Source organism: Micromonospora sp. Mcm103 (assembly GCF_024519755.1).
GTDB lineage: Bacteria > Actinomycetota > Actinomycetes > Mycobacteriales > Micromonosporaceae > Micromonospora > Micromonospora aurantiaca.
In genome coordinates, this window is record NZ_JALJRJ010000002.1 from 453,593 (window position 1) to 470,827 (window position 17,235).

The 17,235-nt window shown below is 72.3% G+C and carries 14 protein-coding genes; 8 read left to right on the forward strand and 6 right to left on the reverse strand.

Going from position 1 to position 17,235, the window contains the following annotated elements:
• Positions 1 to 76: 76 nt before the first annotated feature.
• Positions 77 to 754 (reverse strand): response regulator, encoded by a 678-nt coding sequence (locus OC439_RS04705; protein ID WP_194802923.1) that lies wholly within the window; start codon positions 752 to 754, stop codon positions 77 to 79.
• On the reverse strand, positions 751 to 2,040 hold the full coding sequence (locus OC439_RS04710; RefSeq protein WP_262012360.1) for a sensor histidine kinase: 1,290 nt from the start codon (positions 2,038 to 2,040) through the stop codon (positions 751 to 753). The genes OC439_RS04705 and OC439_RS04710 overlap by 4 nt, the downstream gene beginning before the upstream one ends.
• An 87-nt stretch (positions 2,041 to 2,127) precedes the next feature.
• Between OC439_RS04710 and OC439_RS04715 the strand changes: the two genes are divergently transcribed.
• Positions 2,128 to 2,688 (forward strand): GNAT family N-acetyltransferase, encoded by a 561-nt coding sequence (locus OC439_RS04715; protein WP_262012361.1) that lies wholly within the window; start codon positions 2,128 to 2,130, stop codon positions 2,686 to 2,688.
• Positions 2,689 to 2,750: 62 nt separating this feature from the next.
• On the opposite strand, the gene OC439_RS04720 is transcribed toward OC439_RS04715, so the two are convergent.
• Positions 2,751 to 3,692, reverse strand: coding sequence for a permease prefix domain 1-containing protein (locus OC439_RS04720; RefSeq protein WP_262012362.1), 942 nt, complete (start codon positions 3,690 to 3,692; stop codon positions 2,751 to 2,753).
• Entirely contained in the window at positions 3,689 to 4,030 is a 342-nt protein-coding gene (locus tag OC439_RS04725) for a PadR family transcriptional regulator (protein ID WP_262012363.1), read from the reverse strand. The genes OC439_RS04720 and OC439_RS04725 overlap by 4 nt, the downstream gene beginning before the upstream one ends.
• Positions 4,031 to 4,597: 567 nt before the next feature.
• Here OC439_RS04725 and OC439_RS04730 point away from each other — a divergent pair.
• On the forward strand, positions 4,598 to 4,942 hold the full coding sequence (locus OC439_RS04730; protein ID WP_184684533.1) for a hypothetical protein: 345 nt from the start codon (positions 4,598 to 4,600) through the stop codon (positions 4,940 to 4,942).
• Between the two features lie 170 nt (positions 4,943 to 5,112).
• Positions 5,113 to 8,646 (forward strand): DNA polymerase III subunit alpha, encoded by a 3,534-nt coding sequence (dnaE, locus tag OC439_RS04735; RefSeq protein WP_262012364.1) that lies wholly within the window; start codon positions 5,113 to 5,115, stop codon positions 8,644 to 8,646.
• Positions 8,647 to 8,676: 30 nt separating this feature from the next.
• Here the strand turns inward: dnaE and OC439_RS30330 are convergent, their stop codons facing one another.
• Positions 8,677 to 9,627 (reverse strand): N-acetylmuramoyl-L-alanine amidase, encoded by a 951-nt coding sequence (locus tag OC439_RS30330; RefSeq protein WP_402808570.1) that lies wholly within the window; start codon positions 9,625 to 9,627, stop codon positions 8,677 to 8,679.
• 792 nt (positions 9,628 to 10,419) lie between these two features.
• Between OC439_RS30330 and OC439_RS04745 the strand changes: the two genes are divergently transcribed.
• Both OC439_RS04745 and OC439_RS04750 read left to right on the forward strand, forming a co-directional pair.
• Positions 10,420 to 11,298: a hypothetical protein gene (locus tag OC439_RS04745; RefSeq protein ID WP_262012366.1), complete on the forward strand. Its 879-nt coding sequence runs from the start codon at positions 10,420 to 10,422 to the stop codon at positions 11,296 to 11,298.
• Between the two features lie 413 nt (positions 11,299 to 11,711).
• Positions 11,712 to 12,749, forward strand: a complete 1,038-nt coding sequence (locus OC439_RS04750) for an aminotransferase class V-fold PLP-dependent enzyme (protein WP_262012367.1) — start codon at positions 11,712 to 11,714, stop codon at positions 12,747 to 12,749.
• Positions 12,750 to 12,758: 9 nt separating this feature from the next.
• On the opposite strand, the gene OC439_RS04755 is transcribed toward OC439_RS04750, so the two are convergent.
• Positions 12,759 to 13,931, reverse strand: coding sequence for an acyl-CoA dehydrogenase family protein (locus tag OC439_RS04755; RefSeq protein WP_262012368.1), 1,173 nt, complete (start codon positions 13,929 to 13,931; stop codon positions 12,759 to 12,761).
• Between the two features lie 87 nt (positions 13,932 to 14,018).
• Here OC439_RS04755 and OC439_RS04760 point away from each other — a divergent pair, with 87 nt between their 5' ends.
• The 3 genes from OC439_RS04760 to OC439_RS04770 are packed head-to-tail and all read left to right on the forward strand — an operon-like array spanning position 14,019 to position 17,233.
• Positions 14,019 to 14,672: a TetR/AcrR family transcriptional regulator gene (locus tag OC439_RS04760; protein ID WP_262012369.1), complete on the forward strand. Its 654-nt coding sequence runs from the start codon at positions 14,019 to 14,021 to the stop codon at positions 14,670 to 14,672.
• A gap of 45 nt (positions 14,673 to 14,717) precedes the next feature.
• On the forward strand, positions 14,718 to 16,160 hold the full coding sequence (locus tag OC439_RS04765; RefSeq protein WP_262012370.1) for an aldehyde dehydrogenase family protein: 1,443 nt from the start codon (positions 14,718 to 14,720) through the stop codon (positions 16,158 to 16,160).
• Positions 16,157 to 17,233, forward strand: coding sequence for an alcohol dehydrogenase catalytic domain-containing protein (locus tag OC439_RS04770; RefSeq protein WP_262012371.1), 1,077 nt, complete (start codon positions 16,157 to 16,159; stop codon positions 17,231 to 17,233). The genes OC439_RS04765 and OC439_RS04770 overlap by 4 nt, the downstream gene beginning before the upstream one ends.
• Positions 17,234 to 17,235: the final 2 nt, after the last annotated feature.

Consider the following 17,235-nt stretch of genomic DNA (forward strand, 5'->3'; position numbering starts at 1 on the left):
CGACGCTACGGCCGGCCGTCGTTCCCGTCGTCCCACCACGGAGCGATCATCGGGTCCGTCGCACGGCGGACGGGCCTCATCCGCCGGGCCGGACCACCCCGTGCTCGTACGCGAACACCACCGCCTGCACCCGGTCGCGCAGCCCGAGCTTGGCCAGTACGCGGCTGACGTGGGTCTTCACCGTCGCCTCGCCGACGTGCAGCACGTCCGCGATCTCGGCGTTGCTGGCCCCGCGCGCCACCAGTTCCAGCACCTCCCGCTCGCGCGGCGTCAGGTCCGCGGTGGCCGCGTCGTGCCGCGGGTCCGGCGGCACCGCGCCGGGCCGGGCGAACGTGGAGATCACCCGCCGGGTGAGCGCCGGCGCGATCAGTCCCTCGCCGCGCGCCACCACCCGGACCGCCTCGATCAGGTCCTCCGGGGTGCCGTTCTTGAGCAGGAAGCCGCTCGCCCCGGCGCGCAGCGCGGCGAACAGGTAGTCGTCGTGGTCGAACGTGGTGAGGATCAGCACCGCCGGGCCGCCCGGCGTCGCGTCGGCGGTGATCCGGCGGGTGGCCTCCAGCCCGTCGAGCACCGGCATCTCCACGTCCATCAGCACCACGTCCGGACGCAGCGCGGCCGCCATCGACACGGCGCGCTGCCCGTCGGCGGCCTCGCCGACCACCTCGATGTCGTCCTCGACCTCCAGGATCACCCGGAAACCGGTCCGGACCAGGTGCTGGTCGTCGACGAGCAGCACCCGCACCGGGGCGGTCACGCCGCCCGCCCGGTGGCCTCGACCGGCAGCGGCATGCGGGCCCGGACCCGGAACCCGCCGCCGGGACGTGGCCCGGCCTCCACCTCACCGCCGTGCGCGGCGACCCGCTCCCGCATGCCGATCAGGCCGAGCCCGGCCCCGGCAGCCGGCACGGCGCCGTGTCCGTCGTCGCTCACGTCGATCTCCAGGTCCCTCGCCAGATAGCGGATCCGCACGTCCAGCGTGGTGGCGTGGGCGTGCTTGACCACGTTCGTCACCGCCTCCTGCACGATCCGGTAAGCCGCCTGCGACACCGAGCGCGGCAGCGGCACCGGTTCCCCGTACACCCCGACGTCGGCCCGCAGGCCGGTCTCCCGGGCCCGGTCGACGAGCGCGCGGACCTCGTCGATGCCGGCGGTGTCCTCCGGCGCGGTGGCCGCGCCGGCAGCGGCGTCCGGGTCGCGCAGCACGCCGAGCATCCGGCGCAGCTCGTCGACCGAGGTGCGGGCCGTCTCCTCGATCGCGGCGAGGGCGGTACGCGCCTTGTCCCGGTCCCTGTCGAACACGCGCCGGCACGCGGCGGCCTGAACGCCCATCACCGACACGTGGTGGGCGACCACGTCGTGCAGTTCGCGGGCGATGCGGACCCGCTCGCCCATCACCGCGCGCTCGCGCGCCTCGACCTGTGACCGGCGCAGTTGCTCGGCCTGCTCGCGCAGTTCGTGCCGGCGGCGCGCGGCCACCCAGGCGGTCTGCCCGGAGTAGTAGGCGAACCCGAAGAACAGCACGTTGTAGAGCACGCCGTTCACGACGGCGGCGAGCACCGGCGGCACCGGGCCGGCGGCGTCGGCGAAGGAGGCGGCGGTGATCTGGTCGGCCCGCAGCGCGAGGGACAGCGCGAGCCAGCCGAACATCGCCACGATGATGCCGGCCCGCAGCCGCCCGGCCAGCCGCCGGTCGGTGCCCCACGCGCCGAGCGTGAAGAGGGCGGCGAACAGCGCGCCCGACGGGAGCTGGGCGAGCGGGACCGCCCGCGCCTGCCCCGCGACGAAGGCGATCGAGACGAGCACGGCGACGGTGGCGGGCCACCGCCGGCGTACGGCCAGCGGAGCGGTCACCGCCACGGTCCACCAGATCTGCTCGGCGACGCTCGGCGGTGGCCCGAGCAGGAAGGCCCCGGTGCTGTGCGCCAGCGTCAGCTCGAACAGGGCCAGCACGGTGACCGCGAGCCCGACCCAGAGGTCGGCGCGCAACTGCGAGGCTGTGGGAGCCGGCCGGCGCCAGGCGGTGGTGGGTGCGGTGCTCACCGTACGACCATGCCACCGCTGCCGCCGATGCGGTGCCCGGGGCGTAAACGGGTGGGCCGGACGACAGCCGGGACGTAGCCTGCCGGGGTGTTCGTGCCCGATCTGCCGTTACGTACCGAGCGCCTGCTGCTGCGCGCCTTCACCGCCGAGGACCTCGCCGTGGTCCGGGACTACCGGGGCCGCCCGGAGGTGACCCGCTACCTCTACCACGGGCCGTACGACGACGCCGCCGCTCGAGCCGCGATCGACCGGCTGGTCCGGCGGACCGCGCTGCGCGCCCCCGGCGACGTGCTCAACCTGGCGGTGACGCTGGTGGACACCGGGGATTTCCTCGGCGACGTGCTGCTGAGCTGGACCAGCGGGGAGCACCGGCAGGGCGAGATCGGGTACGTGGCGCACCCCGCGCACACCGGCCGCGGGTACGTCACCGAGGCGGCCCGGGAGCTGCTGCGGATCGGCTTCGACGGGCTCGGGCTGCACCGGATCGTGGGCCGGCTGGACGCGCGCAACACCGCGTCGGCCCGGGTGCTGGAACGGCTGGGCATGCGCCGGGAGGCGCACCTGCGGGAGAACGAGTTCGTCAAGGGGGAGTGGACCGACGAGGTGGTCTACGCGCTGCTGGCCCGGGAGTGGCGCGCGGCGGCCTGACTGTCCGCGTACCGAAAGGGCCCGGCACGCCCTCGACGGGGCGTGCCGGGCCGGGCGGGGCGTCAGGCGGCGCGGCGGGCCTTGACCGCGCTGTCGACCACGTCCCAGATCGCGACCAGCACGACCACCGCGCCCGCCACCCGAGCGAACTCGACGGTCCCGCCGTCGCGCAGCCAGGCGAACCGCTCGACCAGCTCCGGGTTGAGCAGCCGGTCGTTGGCGAGCAGCCAGAGCACCGGGGCGGCGAACGCCACGTTGAGCACCGCGTTGACCGCCACCAGCGGCCAGGTCCACCGGCCGGAGCGGTACTTGGCGATCTCCAGGCCGACGGTGGCCAGCAGCACCACGATCAGGGCCGGCAGCCAGAAGCTCCAGAGCGCCGGGTCGAGTGCCGGCAGCCGGGTGCCGTCGTCGGTGGTCCAGCGCTGGAAGTGCTGGCCGACCAGGAGGCCGATGGTGGCGAGCAGGAACACCACGGAGGCGATGCTGTCGGAGTGGCTGATCTGCCGTTCCCGGGTCTCCTCGGGGAGCTGGTCGACGGTCCACTCGGGCAGGCCGAGCGGGGTTCGGGTGCGTTCCAGCACGGCGAACACCAGCGTGACCCAGAACGCGATCTGCACCGCGGTCTGCATCGCGGCCACGACCGCCGTGCCGATCGCCGCGCCCGGCTCGCCGTCGACGAGCGCCTTCGTGACGCCGGAGAGCGCGCCGACGATCGCCGGGATCCAGGTGAGCAGCAGCCGCAGCAGCCGCCACCAGGTCAGGTAGTAGCGCGGGCCGATGAGTTGCAGGGTGCGGTCGCTGTAGCGGGCCGCGAGCTTCTCCGGGTGGCCGAGCTCGGTGAGCACCTCGCGTTCGGCGGAGGCGTGGTCCTGCCCGCCCGAGGTCCGGTCGTCGATCATGTCGGCGATGGAGCCGCGCAGTTCCTCGGCGATCTCGAGGCGGCGCTGCGCGGGCACGGCCCGCATCGTGGCGGCGACGTAACGGTCGGTCAGGGAACTCATCGTTCCGCTCCTTCGATCAGTTCGGTGACGGACGTCCGCACCGCGGTCATGTCGTCGAGCAGGCGGTTCAGGAGGTCCTCGCCGTCGTCGCTGGTCCGGTAGAACTTGCGCGGCCGGCTCTCCTCGGTGTTCCACTCGCTGGTCAGCAGGCCCTGGTCTTCGAGCCGGCGCAGCAGCGGGTAGAGCGTGTTGGCGTCGACCGCGAAGCCGTGCGCGGCCAGCCGTTGCAGCAGGGCGTATCCGTAGTCGGGGCGGCGCAGGGCGACCAGGCTGGCCACCACGACAGTGCCGCGTCGTAGCTCCTGGAGATGGGTCCGGAGGACCTCTTCGCTGACCATGCCCAACACGATAGTGTGTGTCACACAGTATTGTCCAGCCCCGGGTCATCGTGTGACTCGGGCTCCCGTCGGGTGGTCTGGCGCCCGTTCGGCGCCCTCGTGACAAGTTCGGGCGTTCGAGAATGGACGCATTGACACACCCCGCAGTCGCCGTTACTGTTTCGAAAGTCGATCGAGGGTTTTGCTCGCTCGACGACGAAACGGGGGAAAGTGAATATGCTGCAGTGCTGGAGTACGTACGTCCACGGCTGGCGGTCGTGCCGTCGATCGGTCTTATGACCGCGTGTCCTGAACGTGTTCGTTGTCATACGAAGCCCGCTCCGGATCGACGTCGCCGCATTCCTGCACCCTGTCCAGCCTGATCGGGCGCCGACGCGAGTGCAGCCCGCCACCGCGTGACAACAGCGACCGCGCTTCTGATCATTGCCTGTGATCACCGGAAAGCGCGTCGGGCGAATTGAGTCCAGAGTTCCCGGATCGGTGTGACCGACGCATTTCCGGAATTGCTGCACACAAATTCCGCTGGCCCCTGTTCGTCGCTTCCGCCCCTGCGAAATCGGAGGAACTATGAATTCCGCCAAGCGAACCTTCCGTTATCTCGCCGCCATCGGCGCGGCCGGGCTGGTCACCATGTGGGCGTCGCCCGCCCAGGCCCACGAGATGACCGCGTACCAAGGCCTCGACAAGGCCTGGATCTCGGCCGACCACAAGTCGGTCACCGTGCAGGACAAGGAGTGTGACGGCAACCGCGTGTTCGTGGTCGTGAACCTCGTCGGTGGCGGGAGCGCCGGCATCAACGACGAGGACGGGTGCAGCGGGAACACCGGCTACGGCAGCTTCAGCAAGGCCATCGCCAGCTTCTACGTCTGCGAGAACACCGAGGGGTGCGGCACGACCGTGCGGGTGCAGTAGCCCAGCGGCATCCGTCCGGGATCGCGCGTTACCGCGCGGCCCCGGACGGCCCCGGCTTTCGCGCAAGCGGTGATCCGCCCGCGCGGCTCACTGGAGACGCCTCGGGCAGCGGAGATAGGGTGGGCCGTCCGATCCCGCACCACCCATGACCGAGCCGGGGGGCGCCACGCATGGGCGATTCGTTCGCGCATCTGCACGTACACACCGAGTACTCGATGCTGGACGGGGCGGCCCGGCTGAAGGATCTCTTCGCCGAGGTCAGCCGGCAGGGGATGCCGGCGGTGGCGATGACCGACCACGGCAACATGCACGGCGCGAACGACTTCTACAAGCAGGCCATGGCCGCCGGGGTGACCCCCATCCTCGGCATCGAGGCATACGTCGCCCCGGAGTCGCGGTTCCACAAGAAGCGGGTGCGGTGGGGTCGGCCCGAGCAGAAGAGCGACGACGTCTCCGGCAGCGGCGGCTACACCCACAAGACGATCTGGGCCCGCAACAAGACCGGCCTGCACAACCTGTTCACCCTCACCTCCAAGGCGTACACCGACGGGTTCTTCGTCAAGTGGCCGCGGATGGACACCGAGCTGCTCGCCGAGTACTCCGACGGCCTCATGGCGACCACCGGCTGCCCGTCCGGTGAGGTGCAGACTCGACTGCGGCTCGGCCAGGACGCCCAGGCCCTGCAGGCGGCGGGGAAGTACCAGGAAATTTTCGGCAAGGAGAACTACTTCCTGGAGATCATGGACCACGGCCTCGACATCGAGAAGCGGGTCCGCGACGGGCTATTGGAGATCGGCCGCAAGCTCGGCATCCCGCCGGTGGTCACGAACGACTCGCACTACACGCACGAGGCGCAGGCCGAGGCGCACGACGTGCTGCTCTGCGTGCAGACCGGCAGCAACGTCGCCGACCCCAACCGGTTCCGGTTCGGCGGCAGCGGCTACTACATCAAGTCGGCCGACGAGATGCGCGCGGTCGACCAGTCCGACGTCTGGCTGGAGGGCTGCCGCAACACCTTGCTGGTGGCCGAGAAGGTCGACCCGGCCGGCATGTTCACGTTCCACAACCTGATGCCGCGGTTCCCGATCCCCGAGGGCGAGACCGAGGAGTCCTGGTTCCGCAAGGAGACCTTCGCCGGGCTCAAGCGCCGCTTCCCCAACGGCATCCCCGAGGGCCACGTCGTCCAGGCCGAGTACGAGCTGGGCGTCATCATCCAGATGGGCTTCCCGTCGTACTTCCTCGTGGTCGCCGACTTCATCCAGTGGGCCAAGAGCCAGGGCATCGCGGTCGGCCCGGGGCGTGGCTCGGCGGCCGGCTCGCTCGTGGCGTACGCGCTGGGCATCACCGACCTCGACCCGATCCCGCACGGCCTGATCTTCGAGCGGTTCCTCAACCCCGAGCGCGTCTCCATGCCGGATGTCGACATCGACTTCGACGAGCGCCGGCGCGGCGAGGTCATCAAGTACGTGACCGACAAGTGGGGCGAGGACAAGGTCGCGCAGATCGCCACGTTCGGCACGATCAAGGCGAAGGCCGCGATCAAGGACTCGGCCCGCGTGCTCGGCTTCCCGTACGCGGTCGGCGACCGGATCACCAAGGCCATGCCCCCGGCGGTGATGGGCAAGGACATCCCGCTGTCCGGCATCTTCGACCCGAAGCACCCCCGCTACGCCGAGGCGGGCGAGATCCGCGGCCTCTACGAGTCCGACCCGGACGTCAAGAAGGTCATCGAGACCGCCAAGGGCATCGAGGGCCTGATCCGGCAGACCGGTGTGCACGCCGCCGGCGTCATCATGTCCGCCGAGCCGATCATCGAGCACATCCCGCTGATGCGGCGCGACTCCGACGGCGTCATCATCACGCAGTTCGACTACCCGACCTGCGAGTCGCTCGGGCTGCTGAAGATGGACTTCCTCGGCCTGCGGAACCTGACGATCATCGACGACGCGGTGAAGAACATCCAGCTCAACCACGGCCGGGAGCTGGACCTGCTCGGCCTGCCGCTTGATGACAAGCCGGCGTACGAACTGCTGGCCCGCGGTGACACGCTCGGCGTGTTCCAGCTCGACGGCGGGCCGATGCGCTCGCTGCTGCGGCTGATGAAGCCGGACAACTTCGAGGACATCTCCGCCGTCCTGGCGCTCTACCGGCCCGGCCCGATGGGCGTGGACTCGCACACCAACTACGCGCTGCGCAAGAACGGCCTCCAGGAGATCACCCCGATCCACCCGGAGCTGGAGGAGCCGCTACGCGAGATCCTCGCGCCCACGTACGGCCTGATCGTCTACCAGGAGCAGGTGCAGCGCGCCGCGCAGATCCTCGCCGGCTACACGCTCGGCCAGGCCGACCTGCTGCGCCGGGCGATGGGTAAGAAGAAGAAGGAGATCCTCGACAAGGAGTTCATCCCGTTCCGGGACGGCTGCCGCGAGCGCGGCTACTCCGACGAGGCCATCCAGGCCGTGTGGGACGTGCTGGTGCCGTTCGCCGGCTACGCGTTCAACAAGGCCCACTCCGCCGCGTACGGCCTGGTCTCCTACTGGACCGCATACCTCAAGGCGCACTACCCGGCCGAGTACATGGCCGCCTTGCTCACCTCCGTCGGTGACGACAAGGACAAGATGGCCATGTACCTGTCCGAGTGCCGCCGGATGCGCATCCAGGTGCTCCCGCCGGACGTGAACACCTCGGCCGGGCCGTTCACGCCGGTCGGCAAGGAGATCCGCTTCGGTCTCGGCGCGGTACGCAACGTCGGCGCGAACGTGGTCGCCTCGATCATGCGGTGCCGTGAGGAGAAGGGCGACTACACCGACTTCTACGACTTCCTGTCCAAGGTCGACGCCGTGGTCTGCAACAAGAAGACGATCGAATCGCTGATCAAGGCCGGTGCGTTCGACGCGCTCGGCCACCCGCGCAAGGGCCTGCTCGCAGTGCACGCCGACGCCATCGACGCGTACGCCGACGTCAAGCGCAAGGAGGCGGTCGGCCAGTACGACCTGTTCGGCGCCGGCTTCGGCGAGGCGGAGACCGGCGGCACCACCACGGTCATGCCGGTCATCGGCGAGGGGGAGTGGGACAAGCGCGACAAGCTCGCGTTCGAGCGCGAGATGCTCGGCCTGTACGTCTCCGACCACCCGCTGTTCGGCCTGGAACACGTGCTCGGCGCTGCTGCGGACACCACTATCGCCGCGCTGTCCGAGGAGGGCACGGTGCCCGACGGTGCGGTGGTCACCCTGGCCGGCATCCTCTCCGGCGTGCAGCGCCGGGTCACCAAGCAGGGCCGGGCCTGGGCGTCGGCGACGCTGGAAGACCTCGCCGGTGGCGTGGAGACGCTGTTCTTCCCGAACACGTACGAGGTGATCGGGCAGTACATCGCCGAGGACGCCATCGTGGTGGTCAAGGGCCGGGTGGACCGGCGCGACGACACCCCGCGCATCATGGCGATGGACATGTCCATGCCGGACGTCACCAGCAACCCGGCGAACAAGCCGGTCACGCTGACCATCCCGGTGCACAGGTGCACGCCGCCGCTCGTGGAACGGCTCAAGGAGACGCTCGTGCTGCACCCCGGCGACACCGAGGTGCACGTCAAGCTGCTCAACGGCGGCAAGGTCACCACGCTGCGCCTCGGCCCGTTCCGGGTCGCCGCGACCACCGCGCTGATGGGCGACCTCAAGAGCGTGCTCGGCCCGGCCAACGTGAGCTGACCGGGCCGGGCGCGCCTCCGGCGCAGAGAGCTAGACGCGGGTGACGCGGATGGCGTCGGCGATCACGTACCCGGTGCTGCCGGACCACCTGCTGACACCCACCTTGTTGGCGTCACCGGCGGCCAGGGTGAAGGTGCCCAGCGACCGCCACGCACCGCCGTTGGCGCTCTGGTTCACCGAGACCGTCTGGTTGCCGCTGGTGGTCGCGACGATGTACGGCGTGGAGGTGTTGTAACCGGCCACGGCCGGATACCAGACCTCCACCCGGTAGGTGGCGGTCGCCGGGATGTTCACCTTGTACCAGGCGGTGTCGCTGGCCGCGACGGGGTTGGCGTACCGGTAGTCGGCGCCGTAGCGCTGCGCCGAGTACGTCGAGGTGCTCCAGTTGGCGCTCGCGGTGAACCGCCCGGCGGTGGTGTTGTCCACGATCGTCGACCACGCGGTCGGCGGGGGCGTGGTGCCGCCGGTGACGAGCTGCATGTAGTAGGTCCAGTTCCAGTTCGGACCCGGGTCGGTGTGCGTGGCGCCCGGCACCTGGTTGTGCCCGATGATGTTGGTGCGGGTCTTCGGGATGCCGTACTTGTCGCACAGGTACCGGGTCAGCGCCGCCGACGACCGGTACATCGCGTCGGTGTACCAGGAGGCGTTGTCGACGTACCCCTCGTGCTCGATGCCGATCGACTGGGTGTTGTAGGTCCAGTTGCCGGCGTGCCAGGCGATGTCCTTGTCGCGCACCATCTGGGTCACCGCGCCGTCGGAGGAGCGGAGCAGGTAGTGCGCGCTGGTGCCGGCGGCGGCGTTCTGGAACCAGCTGATCGAGCCGGCGTAGCTGCCCTGCATGGTGTGGATGACGATGTAGTTGATCGGGTACGCCGACTCGCGGCTGGAGACCGTGTAGTTGGACGAGTTGGCCGGCACCCAGGCCGCCGGGCCGTAGTCGGTGCTCAGGGTGCCGAAGTCGCCGGTGCCCAGCGGCGCCACGTCGGTGTACCGGCCCCGCTGCGGCGCGACCGGACGGCCGTCCACGCTGACCTCGCCGCCGGCCGTGGTGGCGATGAAGCCCCTGGCGAGCAGGTCGTACACGGAGTCGGCGTACAGCCGGGCGGTGGCCGCGTCCGTCGAGCCGCCGTAGCGGGCGATCGGGCCGTACCACTGGTTGACGTCGTCGCGCTGCGCCGCGGTGAGCCCGGCCTCGTCGGCGTAGGAGCGCAGCACCGCCGCCGCGCCGGCCACGTTCGCCGCGTCCCGGGTACGCAGGTCGGCGCGGTCCAGCCGGGTCCGGCGCGCGGCCTCGTCGAGGGTCCGTACCTTCGGGTTGCTGGTCAGGTGCATCACGCCGTAGCCGCCGGAGACGCTGGGCTCGCCGCCGTGGCCGTCCAGGCGGGTCTCGGCGTAGCCGAGCGCGGCGAGCACGTCGCGCGGCACGTCGGAGTCGGCGGCGGCCCGGTCGAAGGCCGCGGCGAGCGGCTGCGCGCCGTGCGCAGGCGCGGCCTGGGCCGGCTGACCGGTCAGGCCGATCATGAGGATCATGGCGCCGCCGAGCAGGTGGCTCACCCGACGCGAGGGTCTCCGAATCGTCACAGGCACTCCTCGTCCACTACACGGGGCGACGGGGCTCACGTCGCCGGTTCGCCGCACCCTATAGCGTGACGTTCGTCTATGTCGATAGCTTGCATCGACGGGCTCAATGCTGAAGACTTCCTTCAGATGCGGAGCTGCCCCCGTACCGTCGCGGTGTTGCCCGGCGGGCCACGGCCGGGCAGTATCGGGCGGATGCCGCCCACCGACCTGCTGCGCGTCCGTGACCTGGTGCCCGACTTCCTGGCCTGCGCCGAGCGGTCCGCGCCGCCGGAACCGTGGTCCTCCCGGTACTTGGCCGGTCATCCGGACGTGGTCCGGGCGCTGCGCCGCGACGGCGACTGGTCCGACGCCGCGGGCGTGGCCGCCACCCTGGACGGGCTCCGCGACCGCGCCGCGGACCTGGCGGCACGAGCCGAGACGGTACGCGCGCTGCTGCCCGGCGGCGTCGCGGCGGTGGCGGACGCGCTGGGCTGGTCCGGCGACGGCGGGCCGGTCGAGTGCGTGGTGCTGGTCGGGCTGAACCAGGCCAACGGCTGGGCCGGCGAGCTGAACGGCAGGTACGCGCTCTTCCTCGCCGTGGAACAGCTCGGGCCGCCGGAGGACCTCGAGCTGCTGGTGCGGCACGAGGCCGCGCACGTGGTGCACGACCGCGGCGCCGCGATCCGCGACTGGCCCGAGTACGGGGTGGCGAACGCCCTGTTCACCGAAGGGCTCGCCACCCAGGTCACGGCGGAGCTGGACCCCGGCCGGCCGGACGAGGAGTACCTCTGGTTCGGCCGCCCCGGCCACCGGCGGTGGCTCGACGAGTGCCGCCGCCGGTGGCCGGAGATCCTGCGCCGGGTCCGCGCCGACCTCGACGCCACGGACGCCGAGCACCACGCCCCGTACTTCCTGATGCGGGACTCGCCGCTGGCCGGTGGCCTGCCGAAGCGTTGCGGCTACCTGGTCGGCCTGACCGCGGTACGACACCTGCGCCGCCACCACACCCTGCAGGACCTGGCCACCTGGCCCCTGCCCCGCGTCCGCACAGAGATCGCCGCCGCCCTGACCGACCTCCCCCCACCACCCTGACCCCCGCCCCTCCGCCCCACCTCGCCTCCCCCCGCCTCACCCCGGCGATCATGAAGTTAGCGGCGGACATATCGGACCGCAGGCACCGCCAACTTCATGATCGGCGGGGCGGGGGCGGTGGCGCGGACACCCGCGCCCCGGTTCACCGCCCCGACCCCCGCGATCTTGCACTTCCCCCCCCGCCCCGCCCCGCCCCGCCCCGCGCCCCCTGCTCCCCGCTGCGCGATCTTGCAGTTTCGGCCCTGCGATTCGGGGCTTTGCACCATTTGCCGGGGCGGAAAGTGCAAGATCGCCGGGGCCGGGGCCGGGGCCGGGGCCGGGGCCGGGGTCGGGGTCGGGGTCGGGGTGGGGGTGGGCCACGGGGGTGGGATTGGCGGTGTCGGGGTGGGGCGGGGGTGGTTAGCGTCGGTGGCATGGAGCTGGAGCAGGCGCAGAAGTTGTGGCAGCCGGAACCGGGCTGGTTGAACACCGCCACCTACGGGCTGCCGCCCGAGCCGGTGTGGGACGCCGTGCAGCAGGTGCTCGCCGACTGGCGGACCGGGCGGGTGTCGTTCGAGGTGTGGGACGAGTCGGTGGACCGGTCCCGGGCCGCGTTCGCCCGGCTGACCGGTGTGGACGTCGCCGACGTGAGCGTCGGCTCCGCCGTGTCGCAGCTGGTCGCGCCGATCGCGGCGAGCCTGCCGGCGGGCGCGACGGTGGTGGTGCCCGAGAGCGAGTTCACCTCGATCCTGTTCCCCTGGCTGGTGCAGCGGGAGCGGGGCGTGCGGGTCCGCACCGTGCCGCTGGACGGCCTGGTCGACGCGATCGACGCCGACACCGACCTGGTGGCGTTCAGCGTGGTGCAGTCCGCCGACGGCACCGTGACCCCGTACGACGAGATCGTCGCGGCGGCCCGGGCGCACGGCGCCGTCGTGGTGGTCGACGCCACGCAGGCGTGCGGCTGGCTGCCGTTCGCGGCGGACCGCGCGGACGCGGTGGTGGTGGGGGCGTACAAGTGGCTGATGGCGCCGCGCGGCGCGTCCTTCGCCTACCTGGCGCCGGCGCTGCGCGAGCGGATACGCCCGGACGCGGCCGGGTGGTACGCCGGCCGGGACCCGCACGCCTCCTACTACGGGACGCCGCTGCGCCTGGCCGAGGACGCCCGGCGGTTCGACATCTCCCCGTCCTGGCTGTGCTACGTCGGGGCGGCGCCGGCGCTGGAGCTGCTCGCCGACCTCGACCCGGAGGCGGTGCGCGCGTACGACGTGGGGCTGGCCAACCGGTTCCTGACCGGGCTGGGCCGGCCGCCGGGCGACAGCGCGATCGTCAGCGTGGACGTGCCGGACGCGCAGGAGCGGCTGGCCCGCGCCGGGGTGCGCGCGGCGGTCCGGGCGGGCCGGGTCCGCGCCTCGTTCCACCTCTACACGACCGAGGAGGACGTGGACCGGGCGGTCGAGGCGCTGACCGGCTGACCGCTCCGCTCAGGCCAGGTGGCCGCCGATCTTCGTGTAGCCGCGCAGCAGATCCCGGGAGATGATCAGCCGCTGCATCTCGTCGGTGCCCTCGAAGATCCGGTACAGCCGGACCTGCCGGTACCAGCGTTCGATCGGCAGTTCCCGGGTGTAGCCCATGCCGCCGTGGATCTGCAGCGCCCGGTCCACCACCCGGTTGACCATGCCGGCGCCGTAGAGCTTGCCCATCGAGGAGGCGTGCCGGGGGTCGAGGCCCTGGTCGACCGTCCAGGCGGCGCGCAGGATGAGCCAGCGGGCCGCCTCCAGCTCGGTCTCCGAGTCGGCGATCATCCACTGGATGGCCTGGTTGGTGGCGATCGGCGCGCCGAACGTCTCCCGCGTGTTGGCGTGGTCGATCGCCATCTGCAGGACTCGTTCGGCGATGCCGACGGCGTGCGACGGGATGGTGTAGCGGCCCTTGCCGATCCACTCCATGCCGAGCGTGAAGCCCTGCCCGATCTCGCCGAGGATGTTGCGGTGCGGCACCCGTACGCCGTCGAAGATCAGCGAGGCGGGGCCGCCCTCGCCCATGGTCTGGATGAACTCCGAGCGCCAGCCCATCGCGCGGTCCACCAGGAACGCGGTGGCGCCGCCGCGGCGGGCGCCCTTCTCCGGGTCGGTCACCGCGACCACGATGGCGAAGTCGGCGTCGTTGCCGTTGGTGATGAACGTCTTCTCGCCGTCGAGGACCCAGTCGTCGCCGTCGCGACGGGCGCGCAGCTTGATGTTCGCCGCGTCGGAGCCCGCGCCGGGCTCGGTGATGGCGAAGCAGGAGATCCGTTCCCCCTCGATGGTGGGGATCAGGAACTCGCGCTTCTGCTCCTCGGTGGCGTGGAACAGGATGTTGTCGGCCTCGCCGCCGAAGCGGAACGGCACGAAGCTGCGGCCCAGCTCGGTCCAGATCAGCGACTGCATGACCGCCGGCAGGGCCATCCCGCCGTACTCCTCCGGCGTGGCCAGCCCCCAGAAGCCGAACTTCTTCGCCTTGAGCTGGAGTTCGCGCAGCTCGGAGCGGTCCAGGCCGGGCTGGTGGGCGCGCTCGCGGCGCAGCACCTCCGCCTCCAGCGGCATCACCTCACGGGTGACGAACGTGCGAACGGTGTCCCGGATCGCGCGTTCCTCGTCGGACAGTGCGAAGTCCACGGTTCCCCCTCAGGTCGACTGCCTCTAAACTAGCGCTGTAAGTTTTACCGCGTCCAGACCCGATGTCGAAGGGAGGATGATGACCAGGTGCCCCGACCCCGACAGGCCCTGCTCACCCGCGACCGGATCGTCGAGACCGCGCTGGCGCTGATCGACGCCGACGGGCTGGACGCGCTCTCGACCCGGCGACTCGCCGCCGCGCTCGGCGTCCGCGGCCCGTCGCTCTACAACCACTTCGCCACCAAGGAGGAGATCCTCGACGCGGTGGCCGACGGCGTCGCGGCGACGGTCGACATCAGCGTCTTCGACGAGTACGAGTGGCTCGACGCGCTCGGCCGCTGGGCGCGCTCGTACCGCGCCGCGCTGGCCGCGCACCCGAACATCGTGCCGTACCTGGCGCAGGGGCCGGGCCGCCGTCCGGCCGCGCTCGCCATGGCCGACGCGGTCTACGGCGCGCTGGTCCGGGCCGGCTGGCCGCCCGCGCGCGCCACCCACATCGGCGCCGCGATGCGCTACTTCGTGGCCGGGTCCGCACTCGGCTCGTTCGCCCGCGGCTTCGTCGAGGACCCCTCGCTCTACGCCGCGCACCCGCACCTCAACCAGGCGCACCGGCTCGCCGGCCACCAGCGCAGCGTGGACGAGGGCGCGTTCGCGCTCGGCCTGGACGCGCTGCTGCACGGGCTCGCCGCCGAGTACGCCGCCACCGTCGCCCCGCTGGAACGGGTCGGCCGTCCGGAGTAGCGTCAAAACTCCCACCGCTAGTTTCCGCCGCCCCCGAAGGACGCCATGGATCTCGCCGCCACCCCTCCCGCCCTGCTGACGCGCCGCCACCTGTACGTCGCCGGTGACTGGGCCGACCCGACCTCGGGCGACACCGTCCCGGTGGAGAACCCCGCCACCGGCAGCGTCGTCGGCGAGGTGCCCGCCGGCACACCGGCCGACGTGGACCGCGCGGTCGCCGCCGCCCGCGCCGCGTTCCCCGGCTGGGCCGCCACCGCCCCCGAGCAGCGGGCCGCGCACCTGGACCGGCTGCACACCGCGCTCGCCGCCCGCGCCGACGAGATCGCCCGCACCGTGGCGACCGAACTGGGCACGCCGCTCAAGCTCGCCACCCGCCTCCAGACCGGCCTGCCGCTGACAGTGCTGCGGAGCATGGTCGACCTGGCCGCCCGCCCGGCCACCGAGCACACGGTCGGCAACTCCCTCATCGTCCGGGAGCCGGTCGGCGTGGTCGGCGCGATCACCCCGTGGAACTACCCGCTGCACCAGGTGGTCGCCAAGGTCGCGCCCGCACTCGCCGCCGGGTGCACGGTGGTGCTCAAGCCCAGCGAGCTGACGCCGCTGACGGCGTACCTGCTGTTCGACGCGATCACCGACGCCGGCCTGCCGCCCGGCGTGGTGAACCTGGTGCCCGGCACCGGCCCGGTGGTCGGCGAGGCGCTCGCCGCGCACCCCGACGTCGACCTGGTCTCGTTCACCGGCTCCACCGCCACTGGCCGCCGCATCGCCCACCTGGCCGCCGAGCGGATCGCCCGGGTGTCGCTGGAACTCGGCGGCAAGTCGGCGAACGTCGTCCTGGCCGACGCCGACCTGCCCACCGCGGTCAAGGTCGGCGTCGGCAACGCGCTGCTCAACTCCGGGCAGACCTGCACCGCCTGGACCCGGATGCTCGTGCACCGCGACCGCTACGCCGAGGCGCTGGACCTGGTCGCGGCGGCGGTGGCCGGCTACCGGCTCGGCGACCCCTTCGACCCGGGCACCCGGCTCGGCCCGCTGGCCTCCGCCGCGCAGGCCCAGCGGGTACGCGACCACGTGGACCGCGCGCTCGCCGACGGCGCCCGGCTCGTCGCCGGTGGCCCGGACGCGCCACTGCCGCCGCGGGGCCACTTCGTGGCGCCCACCGTCTTCGCCGACGTCCACCCGGACAGCGCCCTGGCCCAGGAGGAGGTGTTCGGTCCGGTGCTCGCGGTCATCCCGTTCGCCGACACCGACGAGGCGGTCGCCATCGCCAACAACTCCCGGTACGGGCTGGCCGGCGCGGTCTGGTCCGCCGACTCCGACGCGGCGCTGGCGGTGGCCCGGCGGATGCGTACCGGCCAGGTGGACGTCAACGGCGGCGCGTTCAACCCGCTCGCCCCGTTCGGCGGCTACAAGCAGTCCGGCCTCGGCCGGGAACTCGGCGCGTACGGCGTGAAGGAGTTCACCGAGCTGAAGGCGATCCAGCGATGAGGGCGCTCGTGGTGCGCGGCCGGGGCGAGACACCGGCGGTCGAGGACGTACGCCTGCCCGCGCCCGGCCCGGGTGAGCTGCGGGTCCGCATCCGCGCCGCCGGCATCTGCCACTCCGACCTGGCCATGGTGGACGGCACGCTGGCGCCCGCGTACCCGCTGGTGCTCGGTCACGAGGCGACCGGCGTGGTGGCCGAGGCCGGGCCCGGCACCACGATCGCGGTCGGCACGCCTGTGGTGCTGAACTGGGCGCCCGCCTGCCGGGACTGCTGGCACTGCCGGCACGGCGAGCCGTGGCTCTGCGCGGCCAACCCCAACCCGTCCACGCCACGGGGCGAGACGGCCGCCGGCGAGCCGCTGGAGGTCACACTCGGGCTCGGCGCGCTCGCCGAGGAGGTGGTGGTGCCGCAGCGCGCCGCCGTACCGGTGCCCGCCGGACTGCCGCCGGAGCAGGCAGCGGTGCTGGGCTGCGCGGTGCTCACCGGCGTCGGCGCGGTCCGCAACACCGCGCGGGTCGTACCCGGCGAGTCGGTCGCGGTGATCGGGCTCGGCGGGGTGGGCCTGGCCGTGCTGACCGCCGCGCGGCGGGCCGGCGCGTCGCCGATCCTCGCCGTGGACGTGGTGGAGGCCAAGCGGGATCTCGCACTCGCCGCCGGGGCCACCGACTTCCTGCGCTCCGACGACCGGCTGGGCAAGGAGATCCGGGCCCGCACCGACGGGCGCGGCGTGGACCACGCGTTCGAGTGCGTCGGCCGGTCCGCCACCATCCGCGCCGCCTGGCGGGCGACGCGGCGCGGGGGAGCGGTCACCGTGGTCGGCATGGGCGCCCGCGACGACATGCTCAGCCTTTCCGCGCTGGACATCTTCCACTCCGCGCGGACGCTGCGCTCCTCGGTGTACGGCTCGACCGACCCGGACCGGGAGGTGCCGGAACTGGCCGCCGCGCTCGCCGCCGGCGACCTGGACCTGGGCCCGCTGGTGAGCGGCACGGTGCCGCTGACCGAGGCGCCCGCGGCGCTGGAACGGCTGGCCCGCGGCGAGGGTGCCCGCTGGGTGGTCACGTTCCCCGAATGACC

Coding starts and splice junctions, on each gene's coding strand:
- OC439_RS04720 (WP_262012362.1), bottom strand. CDS start 3,692: ATGAGTTCCCTGACCGACCGTTACGTCGCCGCCACGATGCGGGCCGTG.
- OC439_RS04725 (WP_262012363.1), bottom strand. CDS start 4,030: ATGGTCAGCGAAGAGGTCCTCCGGACCCATCTCCAGGAGCTACGACGC.
- OC439_RS04730 (WP_184684533.1), top strand. CDS start 4,598: ATGAATTCCGCCAAGCGAACCTTCCGTTATCTCGCCGCCATCGGCGCG.
- dnaE (WP_262012364.1), top strand. CDS start 5,113: ATGGGCGATTCGTTCGCGCATCTGCACGTACACACCGAGTACTCGATG.
- OC439_RS04745 (WP_262012366.1), top strand. CDS start 10,420: ATGCCGCCCACCGACCTGCTGCGCGTCCGTGACCTGGTGCCCGACTTC.
- OC439_RS04750 (WP_262012367.1), top strand. CDS start 11,712: ATGGAGCTGGAGCAGGCGCAGAAGTTGTGGCAGCCGGAACCGGGCTGG.
- OC439_RS04765 (WP_262012370.1), top strand. CDS start 14,718: ATGGATCTCGCCGCCACCCCTCCCGCCCTGCTGACGCGCCGCCACCTG.
- OC439_RS04770 (WP_262012371.1), top strand. CDS start 16,157: ATGAGGGCGCTCGTGGTGCGCGGCCGGGGCGAGACACCGGCGGTCGAG.